We start from the raw sequence: 14842 nt of genomic DNA, 5'->3' as shown, positions 1-14842 counted from the left end.
TCCAAGACCGGTCCAGCAACAGATCATTCCGAAAAGACATCGTCCTGTACGTTGTACAGGTGAACGATTCCGGACAAGACCTGGAACTACGGCTGGTGCGCTACTTCACCGCCGTCGCCGACCACCAGAACTTCGGCCGGGCCGCCACCGCCCTGCACCTGGCCCAGCCCGCCCTGAGCCGCCAGATCCAGCGCCTCGAGAGACACCTCGGCGCACGCCTGCTCGACCGCATCCCCCAGGGCACCCGCCTCACCCCCGCCGGCCAGGCCTTCCTCCCACACGCCCGCGCCCTGCTCCGCGCCGCGGGCGACGCCGAGAAGGCCGTCCACGACCACACCGGCACCCCACGCATCACCATCGGCTACGTCGAAGACCTCACCATCACCGCGGCCGTACGGCGACTGCGCCGCGCCCACCCCACCGCCGACATCACCACCTGCCACCTGAACTGCCGCGACATCACCGCCCTGGCCGACGGTCACGTGGACGCCCTGATCGCCCGAGCCCCACTCCCCCTGACCGAGAACGACATCGAAACCCTGCCGCTGTACGACGAACCGAGAATGCTCGTGGTCCCGAACGACCACCCCCTGGCCACCCGGACCACGGTCACCACCGCCGACCTGGCCGGCGAACCCACCGCACCGTGCGCCTTCACCACCACCGACTGGACGTCCTACCAACTGTTCGGCACCGGCCTCCCACCCGTGGACGCCTACCAGGACAAACTCCAGCTGGTGGCCGAAGGCCGGGCCATCGCGGTACTCCCCACCGGCGACCGCCGCAGCACCCTGCGCCCCGACCTGACCACCATCCCGGTCCAGGACGCGCCCCCGAGCCGGATCATCCTGGTCAACCGCCGCAACGACCCCAACCCGATGCTCCCCGCCCTGCGAGCCGAGGCTCTCAGCCGGAGGTAGACCGCAGGAACGGCAGGACGGCGTCCAGGTACGCCGACGGCCGCTCCCGATGCACGTAGTGACCGGCCGGAATCGTGACCAGCCGGGCGTTCGGCATCCGATCCGCCGACGCGGCCAAGAACTCCTGACGATCGGCACTGCTCGCCCCGTCGATGATCAGGGTCGGAACCGTCACCGCGTCGGTGGCGTCCCACCAGGCCGGGTCCGGATCGGTCAGCTGAGCCCGGACGGCGTTGACAGCCCGGAAATCGTAAGGCGTCGGCTCATCCGGCTCAGGCAGCGGCGGCCGGTCCAGATCACCGGGCCGCGGCACCGTAGCGTCCTCCAGAACCAGATGGGTGACCCGTTCCGGGGCGAGCTGTGCCAGCAGCACCGCCACGACCGCCCCCAGCGAATGCCCGACCAGCGCGGCCCGCTCCAGCCCCGCCCCGTCCAGAAACCCGAGCACGTCGTCACGCATCAGCTGGAACGAGTACTCACCGGGCTTCCCACTGTCCCCGTGCCCCCGCAAATCCAGCGCGAACACCCGGAACTCACCGGCCAGCCGCTCCGGCACCGTCCCCCACCCGGCCCCGCTGCCCCCGAGCCCGTGCAACAGCACCACAGCCCGCCCACCCGCATCCCCGCCCACCCGGTAGCGAACGGCAACCCCACCCACATCCATCGATTCCCCCACCCCGCCACCGTAGCCCGGCGGCTCACGGCCGGTCCGCGAAGGCTGCTCACGGCTACATGGAGGAATTCCGGCCGATCTTCCGGCCCCCACCTGCCCCGGCCGCCAGCGCCCAGCCCGCGCCAGCCGGCCCGCCGGGCAGGCTGGGCGGCGGGCTAGCGAGCAGCCGGGCTGGCCGGGCTGGCCGGGCCGGCGAGCTGGCCGGCTGCGTCGGCGGGCTGGATCGGCGGGCGGGCTGCGTCGGTGGGCTGGGTCGGCGGGCTGGGTCGGGCCCGGCCAGCCCACCCGACCCGCACGGCTGGGCGGGTCGGGTGGGCGGCGGGCTGGGGCGGGCTGCTGGCTGGCGGGCGGGATGCTGGCTGGCGGGCGATCAGAGCCCCGCCCACCCTCGACCAGCACCCACCCGACGCGCGAGGAAAACCTTGTCTCGCGTGCAAGGAAGGCCGTGTCCCGTGCCGAGAAGAAGGCCGCGTCCCGTGCCGAAAGCGTCTCGAAAGTTTGTGGTCTCGGCGAAGCCGTCCTTTCTCAAGGGTGCGGCTTGCCGCACACCGCCTAGAGCATCCTAGGATGAGGATGTGACCAGAGGCTTCGTGCAGAGCACGTCCGGGCACGGCAGATAACCCAGCTCCTGCCAGAACCGGAGCCCGGCCTCGTTGTCCGGCATGACCAGCAGATTCACCCGAGGACAACCGAGCGCAGCCAGCCGACCCTCCAACTCGGCAACAAGGCGCCTGGCGATCCCCTGCCGCCGATACGCAGGATGAACGGCAAGCCGAAAGATCCACCCCCGACGCCCGTCATAGGTCCCCAGCACCACCCCGGCAATCCCACCACCGCCCAGAACACCGTCACCGCCCGAAGGAAGGTCACCGGCAGCGGAGGGCCCGCCCGCCGAGGAAGGATCCCAGCCCGGAGAAGGGGCAACGCCAGCCAAAGGGCCGCCCGCCGCAGAAAGGTCACCGGCCGAGGGAAGATCGCCGTGCAGGTCGACGCCGCAGGTCAGGGCAAGGTCGCCGGCCACGACCACGCCACCGACCGGAGCAGGGTCAGCAACCGGGCTGAGGTCGCCGCCCGGGGGAAAGTCACCGCCCGGGGAAAGGTCACCGCCCGAAGAGGGGTCGCCGGCCACGGTAGGGATGCCTCCCGGAGTGGGGTCACCGGCCGTCGCGACCAGGAACAGCTCCGGGTCTCGGGACAGTTTGGCCTCCAGCTCCTCCCGGCCCATCACGTCGCGGCCGGCGGCTCGCCACACCTCGAGGACGCCCTCGTAATCGCTCCACCCGAACTGTCGAATCATCAGTTGATCATGGCAGAGGTAACGCCATTGTAATGGGAGCGCTCCCATGCAACGATGTCGCTCTATCCCCGCCGGGAACCACCCTGACAAGGAGCCGTGGATGCGCGCTCTCCCCCGCCTGCTGGCCGCCCTCATCGTGGCGGTCCCCCTGGCCACCGTCACCGCGGTCGCGAACGCCGCCGACGACCCCACCCCCGTCACCGTGCTGACCAAGGACTTCGAGGACGGCACCGTCCAGGGCTTCGCCGGGCGGTCCGCCGAGACCCTGGCGCACAGCACCGCCCAGGCCCACGGCGGCACCGGCAGTCTGCTCACCAGCGGCCGCACCGCCACCTGGCAGGGCCCGTCGCTGGACGTGCTGCCGACGTTCACCAAGGGCACGGCGTACACCGTCTCGGTCTGGGTCCGGCTCTCCACCGGCTCGGACAACGCGCGCCTGAGTGTGGAACGGCGCACCGGCGGCGTGGCCGCTTACGATCAGGTCGTCGGGAACACCGCGGTGTCCAGCACCGGCTGGACCCAGCTGACCGGCCGGTACACCCTGGCCACCGACGTCGAGTTCCTGCGCCTGTACGTGGAGACCGCCTCGACCACGAACCCGATCCACATCGACGACGTCACCGCCAGTTACGTCCCGGCGCTGCCGATCCAGACGGACATCCCGTCGGTGAAGGACGTGATCACCGAGTTCCCGGTCGGCGCGGCGATCACCGGCGCGGAGATCCTGGCCGAGCACGGGCAGCTGCTGACGAAGCACTTCGACAGCGTGACCCCGGGCAACGCGCTGAAGTGGGACGCCACCGAACCGGCCGAGAACACCTTCACCTATGCCCAGGCCGATCCTCTGATGGCGTACGCGAAAAGCAAGGGTCTCGCCGTCCGCGGGCACACCCTGGTGTGGCACAACCAGACCCCGGCCTGGGTGTTCACCGGCGCCGACGGGCAGCCGATGACGGCGACCGCGGAGGACAAGGCGCTGCTGCTGGCGCGTCTGGAGAACCACATCCGTAACGTGGCCGCCCACTACGGCACCGACATCACGGTGTGGGACGTGGTCAACGAGGTTATCGACGAGAGCCAGTCCGACGGTCTGCGCCGCAGCAACTGGTTCACCGTGGCCGGCCTGGACTACATCCGGACCGCGTTCCGGGTGGCCCGCGAGGTGGCGCCGCACGCCAAGCTGTTCATCAACGACTACAACACCAACGTGGCCGCCAAGCGGGACTTCCTGTTCGGCCTGGTCCAGCAGCTGAAGGCGGAGGGGGTGCCGATCGACGGGGTCGGTCACCAGGTGCACATCAACGTCAACTGGCCGACGGTCGCCGAGACCAAGGCGATGATCGACAAGTTCGTGCCGCTCGGCATCGACCAGCAGGTCACCGAGATGGACGTGAGCATCTACACCGCGAACAGCGAGAACTTCCCGGCACCGCCGGCGGACCGGCTCCTCAAGCAGGCGTACGTCTACCGGGACATGTTCGCCCTGTTCCGCCAGTACCCCGGGGAGATCACCTCGGTCACGCTGTGGGGTCTGGCCGACGACAACACCTGGCTGGACACGTTCCCGGTGACCCGCAAGGACGCGCCGCTGCTGTTCGACACCAGGCTGCAGGCGAAGTCCGCGTACTGGGGTGTCGTCGACCCGAGCAAGATCGAGACGACATCGTCCCCGTCGCCGTCGAATCCCACCACCGGCGCCTGCGCGGTCACCTACCGCGTGACCGGCAGCTGGACCGGCGGCTTCCAGGGCGAGGTCACCGTCACCAACTCCGGCGGCACCGCGCTGACCTCGTGGAACGCGGCCTGGCAGTTCACCGGCGGCCAGCGGATCACCCAGCTGTGGGGCGGCACGCTCACCCAGTCCGGAGCCGCGGTCACGGTGGGTAACGCGTCCTGGAACGGCAGCCTGGCCGCCGGCGCCTCGGCGTCGTTCGGTTTCCTCGCGAACTGGACCGGCAGCAACCCGGTTCCGGCCGCTTTCAGCCTCAACGGAACCGCCTGCACCGTCCGGTGAGGCCACCCCCCGAATGATCCTCTTTGGCGCGGTAGGGCAGCATACGGCGAGTGCACTACGTGACGGCTCTCGCCATCGATTGGATCGGTGATCAGCCGGCCCTGATCGAGGTCCGCCTACCCGAGGTGAACGGCGACGAGGCCGTGATCCTCGGGCGGGCGCCCCTGCTCAGCTCGGGCTCCTCCCTGCCCGCCTCCCGGTTGCCGGCGCAACTCGACCTGCGCTGTGACGTCGTCGGCCACGACGGCGACCACGTCGTGCTGGTCCGGTTGCGCTACGGCCTGACCGACCAGCGAGGGCGGGACACGTTCCGGGTCGCCGCGACGGCGGTGCGCCCGGAGAACCCGCGGGAGATATTCGACCGGCTGCTGCTCAGTCACCACGTGCACCCGGAGAGCCTGGGTGACGTGGAGCTCGCCTGGCTGGCCTTCACCGAGTTCACCCAGACCGAGATCGATCACCTGGATCCGGCCGCCGCCCCGGACGCCGACGGTTTCCTCGTGCAGTGGGGCCGGTACTCGTGGATCGACCGTACCGCCGCGTTGATCTTCACCCGGCAGTTGGCCCTGGTCACCGCGGACGGGCCGGGCCGCTGGCAGGTCAGCCTGGACATGCGGTTCCCCGGTTTCCACACGGTGCCCAGCGGCGACAGCGGCCTGGACTTCACCCCGGTCGGCCCGGGACGCGCGGCCGCCCTGGCGCAGATCCGGGCGACGATCAAGAACCTTCCCCAGCTGTACGCGTTGTGGCGCGCCGTGCCCCGCCGCAGCACCCTGACCTTCGAACGCGCCGACTGACCCGGGCACTGCAGCGGGTGGTGCAACGGACGGTGCAGGGGCCCCGCCCACGATGGCGGCATGCCGGTTCTCACCGCCCACTTCCTCGGGACCTTCCAGCTCACCGTCGACGGCGCCACCGTCGACACGACGTCGCGGCGGCGTACCCGGCACGTGCTGGCGTACCTGCTGGCCCACCGCCGGGCGCCGGTCCCGCGGGACGTGCTGACCGACGTGTTCTGGCCCGGCGCCGACCCGGCCGCCGCCCGCAACAGCCTGCACGTGGCGCTCAGTTCGGCCCGGTCGGTGCTGCGCGCGGTGGCCCCGCAGGCCGGCATCGAACGGCGGTTCGACACCTACCGGATCGCGGACACCGTGCCGGTGTGGACCGACGCCGAGCAGTTCGCCCGGGACCGGGCCGCCGCGATCCGGGCCGAGCGCCACGGTGACCACGACGCGGCGCTGGCCCACCGGGAGGCGGCGTGCCAGTTGTACCTGGGTGACTTCCTGGCCGACGAGCCGTATCTGGACTGGGCGGCGCCGGTCCGGGAGTCGCTGCGGCTGGAGATGATCGAGACGCAGGGGCGGCTGGTCGAGGCGTACCTGGGCCGCGGTCTGTATGCCGCGGCGGCGTTCCTGGCCCGGCAGATCCTGGCGATCGACCCGTGCAACGAGGCGGTGAACCGGCGCCTGATGGCCTGTTACGCGGCGACCGGGCAGCGGCACCTGGCGCTGTCGCAGTACCACCGGCTGGCCGATCTGCTGTGGAGCACCTACCGGGTGCGCCCGTCGGCCGGCACCACGGCCCTCTTCGACCGGCTGCGCCAACCTCGATGCGAGTACGCGTCCCTGGTCGCCTGACGGCGTATGGTGCGGGAATGACGAGCTTCCATCGGTTGATCGGCACCGCCGAACCGGGCGGCCTGCTCTTCGCGTGCGAGATCGAGTCCTGCGGCCGCCGCCTGACCGTCGACCGGGACTCCGGCGACCTGACCGTGATCGATCACGGCGACCGGGCGGCCCTGCACCGCGGCGCGATCGGTGGCGTCGACATGCCGCCGCCCGGCCTGAAGCAGGTCTGACGGCGGCACGTCCGCGGGGTGTCTCAGCCGATCCGGACCAGAGGTCCCTCGGCCACCGCGGACACGTTGCTGATCCGGTTGAAGTTGCGGTGGGTGAGCACCGTGACCAGCTTGTAGACGCCCGACGCCGGTGGGGCCGGCGCGTCCGGCAGGGTGTTCGCCGGGACCTCCACGATCGCCGTGTACGTCTGCCCGCCGTCGAGTGGCACCGTCACGGTCCCGATCAGCTGCTCCGGTCCCGGCCCGATGGCCTCGACGTAGACCGAGACCTGCCAGTCGCCGCCGAAGTGCAGCGCCGTCAGCGGGTCGACCCGCCAGGACGTCTTGACCTGGAACGGCAGGCTCGCCTCGAGCACCTCCGCCGGGGTGCTGTTGTTGTCCAGGACCTCGGCAACGAAGGCACCGGGGCCGAAGAGCGTGTTCGGGAACTGGATGTCAGCCATTTCTTCCTTCCTGCGACCGCACTGTGCCGTCGTCGTGGACAGAGGATGGCCGCCCGTAGTTCCATGGCACTTACCTGAGACTTATCTGCCAGGCCGTCCTGAATAAGAGGGGGCATGGACGAACCCGGGTTACGTTTCGCGATCCTCGGCCCTCTGCGGGTGTCCCGCCGCGGCACCCCGGTCCGGCTCGGCCCGGTCCAGCAGCGGGTGGTGCTGGCCGTGCTGCTGCTGCGGGCGAACCGGCCGGTGGCCCGGCAGAGCCTGATCGACGCGGTCTGGGGCGAGGAACCGCCGGCGTACGCGGTGAACCTGGTCCAGCGGCACGCCTCCGGACTGCGCCGGGCCCTGGGCGTACGCCTGACCTGGACCGACGCCGGTTACACGCTGACCGTGCCGCCCGGCTGCCTGGACCTGGCCGAGTTCGAGGCGGCCCTGGGCCGGGCCCGGGCGGCCCGCGACGGCGACGACCCGGCGACCGCGGCCGGGGCGTTCCGGGCGGCCGCGGCGCTGTGGCGGGGCCCGGTCTGTGCCGGGCTGTCCAGCCCGTGGCTGGACGCCGAACGCGACCGGCTGGCCGAGGTGCGCCTGGACGCCGACGAGGACCGGCTGGACGCCGAGATCAGCGCCGGGGAGCACGCCGGCTCGATCCTGGAACTGCGCCGGCTGGCGGCCCGGCATCCGCTGCGGGAACGCCTGACTACGCTGCTGATGCTGGCGCTGTCGCGGTCCGGGCGGCAGGCCGACGCGCTGGCGGTGTTCACCGCGGCCCGGACCCGGCTGCGCGACGAGCTGGGTGTCGACCCGGGCGAGCCGATGCGGCTGATGCACCGGCGGATCCTGACCGGCGCCGGTGCCGGCGACACGACACCGGCCGGTGCCGGGCCGGTCGCCGCCCAGTTGCCGCGGCCGGTGCGAGAGTTCGTCGGCCGTTCCGGCGAACTCGGCTGCCTGGACAGCCTGCTCGACGACGACCGGGGTTGCCTCGCGGCGATCTCCGGAACCGCCGGGGTCGGCAAGACCACCCTGGCGGTGACCTGGGCACACCGGGTGCGGCACCGGTTCCCGGACGGTCAGCTCTACGTCAACCTGCACGGTTTCGACCCGACCGGCCGGGCCACCGAACCGGCCAAGGCGATCCGTGGTTTCCTGGACGCGCTCGCGGTGCCGCCGGACCGGATCCCCACCGACCCGGAGGCCCTGTCCGCGCTCTACCGCAGCCTGCTCGCCGACCGGCGGATGCTGGTGCTGCTGGACAACGCCCGGGACGCCGCCCAGGTCCGGCCCCTGCTGCCCGGCTCCCCCGGGTGCCTGGTCGTGGTTACCAGCCGGGACCGGCTGCTCGGCCTGGTCGCCGGCGACGGCGCGTACCCGGTGCCGCTGGACCTGCTGCCGGAGTCGACCGCCCGGCAGCTGCTGGGCCGGCGGCTGGGCGACGGCAGCCTGCGGGCCGAACCGTCGGCGATCGACGAGATCATCGCCGGGTGTGCCGGGCTGCCGCTGGCCCTGACCGTGGTCGCCGCCCGCGCCGCGATGAGCCCGGCACTGCCGCTGTCCGCGGTGGCCGGGGAGTTGCGCGAGGCCCGCGGCAACCTGGACGTGTTCGACGGTGGTGATCCGGCCACCGACGTCCGGGCCGTGTTCGCCTGCTCGTACGAGGCCCTGAGCAGCGGCGCGGCCTGCCTGTTCCGGCTGCTGTCGGTGCACGCCGGCCCGGACGTCTCCAGCCGGGCCGCGGCGAGCCTGGCCGCCGAGTCGCCGGCCGCCGCCCGCGCCGGGCTGGCCGAGCTGACCCGGGCCAACCTGGTCACCGAGCGGGCGCCGGGACGGTTCACGATGCACGACCTGCTCCGCGCGTACGCCCGGGAACTGACCGGCCGCCTGGACAGCCCGCGGTTCCGGCAGGACGCCCTGGTCCGCGTCCTGGACCACTACCTGCACTCGGCGGACCGGGCCGGCACCCTGCTGCTGCCGCACCGCGACGACCCGGTCACCCTCCCGCCACCCAGCCCCGGGGTGCGGCCGGAACAGCCGGACGGGCACGAGGCGGCCGGCCGCTGGTTCACCGTCGAGGAGCCGGTCCTGCTGGCCGCCGTCCGGCAGGCGTCGCGGGAGGGCCACGACCGGCACACCTGGCAGCTGGCGTGGGCGCTGGCCCACCCGCTGTTCCGGCGCGGCCACTGGCAGGACGCGGCCGCGATCGGGCAGGCCGCCCTGGACGCGGCCCGCCGGCTCGGTGACCCGCGCGGGCTGGCGGTCAGCCACGGCGGGGTCGCCTACGCCTGCATCCGGCTGGAGCGCTACCACGACGCGTACCTGCACCTGCACGAGGTCTTCGAGCTGTACCGGGGGCTGGACGACCCGATCGGGATGGCGCACGCGCACCGGTCCACGGCGTGGGCCCTGGACCGGCAGGACCGGTTCCGGGAGGCGCTGACCCACGTACACCGGGCTCTGCATCTGTTCCGGCAGGCCGGGCACAGCACCGGCGAGGCCCGCTGTCTCAACGCGATCGGCTGGTTCCACTACCGGCTGGCCGATCCGGAGAAGGCCCTCGATCACTGCCGCCGGGCCCTGGACCTGCAGGAGAAGATCGGCGACCGGTTCGACATGGGCGACACCCTGGACAGTCTGGGCCGGATCCTGCACCGGCTGGGCCGGCTCGGCGAGGCGGCGGACTGTTTCCGGCAGGCCATCGACCTGTACCGGGAACTCGGCGACAGCTACAACACCGCGGACACCAGCGTCAGCCTCGGCGACTCCCGGCACGCCGCCGGAGATCTCGACGGGGCTCGGGAGAAATGGCGTACCGCGCTGGCGATCTTCGAACGTCTGGGTCATCCCGACGCCGACGGTGTCCGGGCCCGGATGCGTGAATCCAATCATCCGATTGACTGACCCGGCGGGGCCGGCGAACCGTGGGGGTATGCCTGAGGACGACATCGCCGAGGTACTGCACCGCCTCACCGCGCTTCGGTCGAGGCTGTCCGCCGAGGAACACGCCGAACTGCGGGAGACCCTCACCTCGTGGATCACCCGCCTGGAGACGGCCCCCGAACAGCGCACGCCCCTGGGCTCGTTCCGCGACGGTGTGCCGCCCGACCTCGAGGACGTCCACCCCGGGAAGATCGGCCCGATCCTGTGCGCGGTCGGCGACCTGCTCAAGGCCACCGCGGACGCGCTGCCGCCGCCGGGGAAGGTGGGCCGTGCCGGCGACGGCTGACCTGACGGTCCTGCTGGTCTCCATGCCGTTCATGGAGACCGACCGGCCGTCGATCCAGCTCGGCCTGCTGTCCGCGATCGCCCGGGACGCCGGGTTCCCGGTCCGCACCTGGCACGCCAACCTGGACCTCGCGGCCCGGATCGGCGCCGCCGAGTACGCCGGGATCGCCCGGTTCCGGGGCCCGCTGATCGGCGACTGGCTGTTCTCGGTGGAGGCGTTCGGGGCGGACGCCCCCGACCCGGACGCCCGGTTCCGGGCCGAGCTGGCCGACATCAGGCGGCACGACATCCCGGCCTATCTGGACGCGCTGGCCGACGAGTTCGACCGGCAGCCGGCCCGGGTGGTGGCGTTCACCTGCACGTTCCAGCAGAACACCGCGTCGTTCGCGCTGGCCCGGCGGCTTAAACAGCGGCACCCCGGGCTGATCACGGTGTTCGGCGGGGCGAACTTCGACGGCGAGATGGGCCCCGAGTACGTCCGGACCGTCGACTGCATCGACTACGCGGTCGTCGGCGAGGGCGACACCGCGTTCCCCCAGCTGCTGACCGCCCTGGCCGACGGCACCGATCCCACCGGGATCCCCGGCGTGGTGGCCCGGACCGGCGGCGCCTCGACGGAGTCGCCGCCCGAACACCGGCTCGACGACTCCCCGGTGCCCGACTACGACGAGTACTTCACCCGGGCCGCACGCCTCGGGCTGCTGCCGGCCGGCGTCTGGATCCCGGTGGAGACGTCCCGCGGCTGCTGGTGGGGTGCCCGGCACCACTGCGTGTTCTGCGGGCTGAACGCCACCTCGATGCGGTTCCGGGCCAAGTCCCCGCGCCGGGTCCGCGACGAGCTGGCCCGGCTGGCGCGGCGGCACGGCGGTTTCCGGTTCGCCGCCGTCGACAACATCCTCGACGTCCGCTACCTGACCGAGCTGCTGCCCGGACTGGTCGCCGACGACACCGGATACCAGCTGTTCTACGAGGTCAAAGCCAACCTCAACCGCGATCAGGTACGCCTGCTGGCACGCGCCGGGGTGACCGCCGTACAGCCCGGCATCGAGTCGCTGAGCACTCCCGTCCTCCGGCTGATGCGCAAGGGTGTCACCGCCGCACAGAACGTGAACCTCCTGAGATGGGCCGGCTACTACGGCATCCATCTGTCGTGGAACATCCTCTGGGGTTTCCCCGGCGAGACCGTCCGGGACTACACCGATCAGGCCGCGGCCGTCCCCACCCTGACCCACCTGCAACCACCGGACACCGCCGGCCCGATCTGGATGGAACGCTTCAGCCCGTTGCACGCCACCACCCAGGGCCAGATCAAACCCGAGGCCAGCTATGCGTACGTCTACCCGGCTCACGTGAACCTGGACCGCATCGCCTACTTCTTCGACCGGACTCCCGAACTGCCCGACGACACCTACGACGGCGTGCGCAAGACGGTCCACGAATGGCGCCGGTCCTGGACCGCCCCACGCCGCCCGGTGTTGACATACCGGTCGGCCCCGCACTACGTGGAGATCTACGACGGCCGCCACCCGGGCCGAGAGGGCACCTACGCCTTCGAGGACACCGCAGCCGACGTCTACCTGCAATGTGTGGACCGCCCGGTCTCCGCCTCAACGATCCACACCCGCCTGCACGGCAGGGTAGCGATCGAGCTGATCGACGAGATCCTCACCGAGTTCACCCGCCTGGGCCTGCTGTTCCGCGACGGCCCGAAGACACTGGCCCTGGCCCTACCCGCCATCCCCGGCCGCTGACCCCACCTCTACCCTCGTCCCGGTGAGCCCGGGAGTCATCGGCCAGGCAGTGGCCCTTTTCGCCGTCACCAACATCGACGACATCCTGATCCTGGCGCTCTTCTTCGCCCAAGGCGCCGGGCACCCGCACACCACCCGCAACATCCTGGCCGGCCAGTACCTGGGCTTCGCCGGCATCCTGGCCGTCGCGGTGGCCGCGGCCCTCGGCGCGACGTTCCTGCCCGACGCCGCCGTCCCCTACCTGGGCCTGCTCCCACTGGCGCTGGGCATCAAGGCGGCCGTCCAGTCCTGGCGACACCGCAACGACGAGGACGACGAGGCCACCGGGACCAGCGGGGCCGCCCCGGGAATCCTGGCGGTGGCCACGGTGACCTTCGCCAACGGCGGCGACAACATCGGCGTCTACGTGCCGGTGTTCGCCACCGCCGGCCCCGCGGGCATGACCGTCCACGTCGTGGTCTTCCTGCTCCTGGTGGCCGTCTGGGTGGCGGCCGGCCGTTTCTTCGCCACCCGCCCGCTGATCGCCACGGCCCTGAGCCGCCGGGGCCACATCCTGCTCCCGATGGTCCTGATCGCCATCGGCCTGCTGATCCTCGTCGAGGGTGGAGCCTTCGGCCTGTAACGCTTCTCTGTTGTCCCCGCCAGATCCGGCGGGGACAGCAGAGAGCGGAGTAGCGGCTGCGGCTCGGCAAGATCCGGAGATGAATGAGATTTCGGGCGGCCGTGGCCTACTGCCGCACCCCCAGCACGGCTGCCAGGCGCGGGCCGATCGTCGCCGCGGCGCCGTGGCCGGGTAGCCAGCTGCAGGCCAGGCCCACGGCGGCGACCCGGCCGGTGGCCAGCAACAGCTGTAACGCGCCGGCGAGCTGATCGGCGGACGGGCCGCCCGGTGCCGGGAACCGCAGACCCGGCAGGTCGGACGGTGTGACGACGTCCAGGTCGACGTGGACGTAGAGCGGCCCGTCCGGCAGCCCGGCAACGGTCAGGTCTGCCACCTCGTACCGGCGGATCCGCGCTTTGTGCAGGTAGTCGGCCTCGGGCGGGTCCAGATCCCGCGAGCCGGTCAGCACCATCCGCTCCTCCGGGACGGGGCGCAGACCGAGCGGCTCGGCGATCAACTCGGGCCGGTGGCCGGTGAGCATCCGCAGCGACATGCCGGCCAGGTAGCCGGACGTGGTGGTCTCCGGCGTCTGCACGTCGCCGTGCGCGTCGAACCACACGATCGCCGGATCCGTGCCCGCACGCTGCAGCCCGGTCACCGTTCCCAGCGCGGTGAGACAGTCGCCGGACACGACCACCGGCGGGGTCTCACCGGCGCCCGCGGCCACCGCATCGGCGACCGCCGAATACAACGGGGCCAGCCGCGCCCACATGTCACCGGCGCTGAACTCCGCGGTCACGATCTCGTCGGGACGCAGTGCGAAGTCCGGCTCGGTCAGGAACTCGTCGAGGTGATACGGAACGCCGATCACTGGCATCCCCACAACGTAACCGGAAGCTCACTGTGGTATCCATAGGCCCGCCGCCGCCCGCGAGAAAAGGATGACGATGCCGAAAACCGACCGGCCAGGCGTCTCGGCCGCGACCGTCACGATGCTCGGCGTCGTCGCGGTGCTGGCGGTCGCGCTGGACCAGCTCGTCAAGGCGCTGTCCACCAGCGGGCTGACCGAGAACGAGCCGGTCCGCATCCTCGGCGGCCTGGTCTACCTGTGCCTGTGGCGCAACAGCGGCGCGGCGTGGAGCGTCGGCAGCGAGTACACGTGGGTGTTCTCCCTGGTGGCGTTCGCGGTCGCCGGGTGGATCGGCGGGGTCGCGCTGCGCCTCCGCTCGAAACCGTGGGCGGTCGCCCTCGGCCTCGTGCTCGGCGGCGCGCTGGGCAACCTCGCCGACCGCCTGTTCCGCGCCCCGGGCGTGCTGCAAGGTCACGTCGTCGACATGATCAGCCTCTTCGGCCCGGACGCCCAGTACTTCCCGGTCTTCAACGTCGCCGACATGTGCCTCTTCATCGGTGTGGCCCTGGCAATAGTCCTGGAACTGACCGGCCGCACCCGCGACGGCTCGAGCGGGCCGCGGGCGTGACACCCGTTCCGTGGCGTGACGGGGCGCAGGAACTGCGCCGGTTGATCATGGCCGAGGGCGGCGCTCCGGACCGGATCGCCGATGTGAGGCTCGCGTGGCGCGCTTTCCGCGCGTTCCTGGCCGTACCGCTGGGCGGGCTCTTCGATCGCTGGTCCGGCACCCACGCCGAGGCGGACATGCTGATCGTCGATTTCGGCGTCTCCGGTGGGACGAACGGGTTGCTGCTGCTCCGGCGCTTCACCGTCCCGGCCGTCGAATGGCAGGACGGGGTGCCGGGCGAGCAACCGGAGGACGACGACGATTATGCGGACACGGTGCAGATCCAGCTCGAACTGACGTTCCCCGGCGACGTCACCGCGGAGGTGGACGACTTCTGGACCGCTGCCCGCAGCGGCGGGTTCGCCCCCGAAGACCTGGCCGAGGCCGAGAGCCTGGTCATGACCTTGAGCGGAGCACGTGCGCTGCGCAGCCGAGTAGAGCTGGTGAATCCGAACTGAAACGCGGCGAGCCGCCACCCACGGGGAAGTGGGGTGGCGGCTCGGTGGCGCGGGTCAGCCGATGGTGACGTTGAAGATCGGGTTGGCGGCC

At 71.6% G+C, this 14842-nt stretch carries 15 protein-coding genes; 11 read left to right on the top strand and 4 right to left on the bottom strand.

The features are described 5' to 3' along the window. The first annotated feature begins 59 nt into the window (after nt 1-59). Complete coding sequence (locus tag Aco03nite_RS38775) at nt 60-920, top strand: LysR family transcriptional regulator (RefSeq protein ID WP_203805484.1); 861 nt, start codon at nt 60-62, stop codon at nt 918-920. On the opposite strand, the gene Aco03nite_RS38770 is transcribed toward Aco03nite_RS38775, so the two are convergent. Both Aco03nite_RS38770 and Aco03nite_RS38765 read right to left on the bottom strand, forming a co-directional pair. Then, nucleotides 907-1578: an alpha/beta fold hydrolase gene (locus Aco03nite_RS38770; RefSeq protein ID WP_203805815.1), complete on the bottom strand. Its 672-nt coding sequence runs from the start codon at nt 1576-1578 to the stop codon at nt 907-909. The genes Aco03nite_RS38775 and Aco03nite_RS38770 overlap by 14 nt on opposite strands. Nucleotides 1579-2155: 577 nt before the next feature. After that, nucleotides 2156-2938 (bottom strand): GNAT family N-acetyltransferase, encoded by a 783-nt coding sequence (locus Aco03nite_RS38765; protein WP_239145794.1) that lies wholly within the window; start codon nt 2936-2938, stop codon nt 2156-2158. A gap of 52 nt (nt 2939-2990) precedes the next feature. Between Aco03nite_RS38765 and Aco03nite_RS38760 the strand changes: the two genes are divergently transcribed. The 4 genes from Aco03nite_RS38760 to Aco03nite_RS38745 are packed head-to-tail and all read left to right on the top strand — an operon-like array spanning nt 2991 to nt 6762. Next, nucleotides 2991-4904 carry an endo-1,4-beta-xylanase gene (locus tag Aco03nite_RS38760; RefSeq protein WP_203805482.1) on the top strand — a complete coding sequence of 638 codons (1914 nt, stop codon included), beginning with the start codon at nt 2991-2993 and terminating at the stop codon, nt 4902-4904. A gap of 50 nt (nt 4905-4954) precedes the next feature. After that, nucleotides 4955-5701: a hypothetical protein gene (locus Aco03nite_RS38755; protein WP_203805480.1), complete on the top strand. Its 747-nt coding sequence runs from the start codon at nt 4955-4957 to the stop codon at nt 5699-5701. Nucleotides 5702-5761: 60 nt separating this feature from the next. After that, on the top strand, nt 5762-6541 hold the full coding sequence (locus tag Aco03nite_RS38750; RefSeq protein WP_203805478.1) for an AfsR/SARP family transcriptional regulator: 780 nt from the start codon (nt 5762-5764) through the stop codon (nt 6539-6541). 17 nt (nt 6542-6558) lie between these two features. Beyond that, entirely contained in the window at nt 6559-6762 is a 204-nt protein-coding gene (locus Aco03nite_RS38745; protein WP_203805476.1) for a hypothetical protein, read from the top strand. A 23-nt stretch (nt 6763-6785) separates the two neighbouring features. On the opposite strand, the gene Aco03nite_RS38740 is transcribed toward Aco03nite_RS38745, so the two are convergent. Next, on the bottom strand, nt 6786-7205 hold the full coding sequence (locus Aco03nite_RS38740; RefSeq protein ID WP_203805474.1) for a hypothetical protein: 420 nt from the start codon (nt 7203-7205) through the stop codon (nt 6786-6788). Nucleotides 7206-7319: 114 nt separating this feature from the next. On the opposite strand from Aco03nite_RS38740, the gene Aco03nite_RS38735 reads away from it, so the two are divergent. From Aco03nite_RS38735 to Aco03nite_RS38720, 4 genes are read left to right on the top strand one after another with little or no spacing between them, the layout of a single operon-like run. Continuing rightward, complete coding sequence (locus tag Aco03nite_RS38735; RefSeq protein ID WP_203805472.1) at nt 7320-10100, top strand: AfsR/SARP family transcriptional regulator; 2781 nt, start codon at nt 7320-7322, stop codon at nt 10098-10100. A 28-nt stretch (nt 10101-10128) separates the two neighbouring features. After that, nucleotides 10129-10425, top strand: coding sequence for a hypothetical protein (locus Aco03nite_RS38730; protein WP_203805470.1), 297 nt, complete (start codon nt 10129-10131; stop codon nt 10423-10425). Then, nucleotides 10409-12175, top strand: a complete 1767-nt coding sequence (locus tag Aco03nite_RS38725) for a RiPP maturation radical SAM C-methyltransferase (protein WP_239145793.1) — start codon at nt 10409-10411, stop codon at nt 12173-12175. Before Aco03nite_RS38730 ends, Aco03nite_RS38725 begins: the two co-directional genes overlap by 17 nt. Before the next feature lie 22 nt (nt 12176-12197). Then, nucleotides 12198-12797: a cadmium resistance transporter gene (locus Aco03nite_RS38720; protein ID WP_203805467.1), complete on the top strand. Its 600-nt coding sequence runs from the start codon at nt 12198-12200 to the stop codon at nt 12795-12797. A 106-nt stretch (nt 12798-12903) separates the two neighbouring features. On the opposite strand, the gene Aco03nite_RS38715 is transcribed toward Aco03nite_RS38720, so the two are convergent. Then, a complete protein-coding gene (locus tag Aco03nite_RS38715) occupies nt 12904-13653 on the bottom strand; it encodes an arginase family protein (RefSeq protein ID WP_203805465.1) in 750 nt (249 codons plus the stop codon). Nucleotides 13654-13717: 64 nt separating this feature from the next. Here Aco03nite_RS38715 and lspA point away from each other — a divergent pair, with 64 nt between their 5' ends. Beyond that, the gene (gene lspA / locus Aco03nite_RS38710) at nt 13718-14254 is read left to right on the top strand and encodes a signal peptidase II (RefSeq protein ID WP_203805463.1); all 537 of its coding nucleotides are present in this window, start codon (nt 13718-13720) and stop codon (nt 14252-14254) included. Further along, nucleotides 14251-14751, top strand: a complete 501-nt coding sequence (locus tag Aco03nite_RS38705; protein WP_203805461.1) for a hypothetical protein — start codon at nt 14251-14253, stop codon at nt 14749-14751. Before lspA ends, Aco03nite_RS38705 begins: the two co-directional genes overlap by 4 nt. Nucleotides 14752-14842 lie beyond the last annotated feature (91 nt).

This window comes from Actinoplanes couchii, from assembly GCF_016862075.1.
Classification (GTDB): domain Bacteria; phylum Actinomycetota; class Actinomycetes; order Mycobacteriales; family Micromonosporaceae; genus Actinoplanes; species Actinoplanes couchii.
This window is presented reverse-complemented; position numbering and strand designations above follow the sequence as displayed.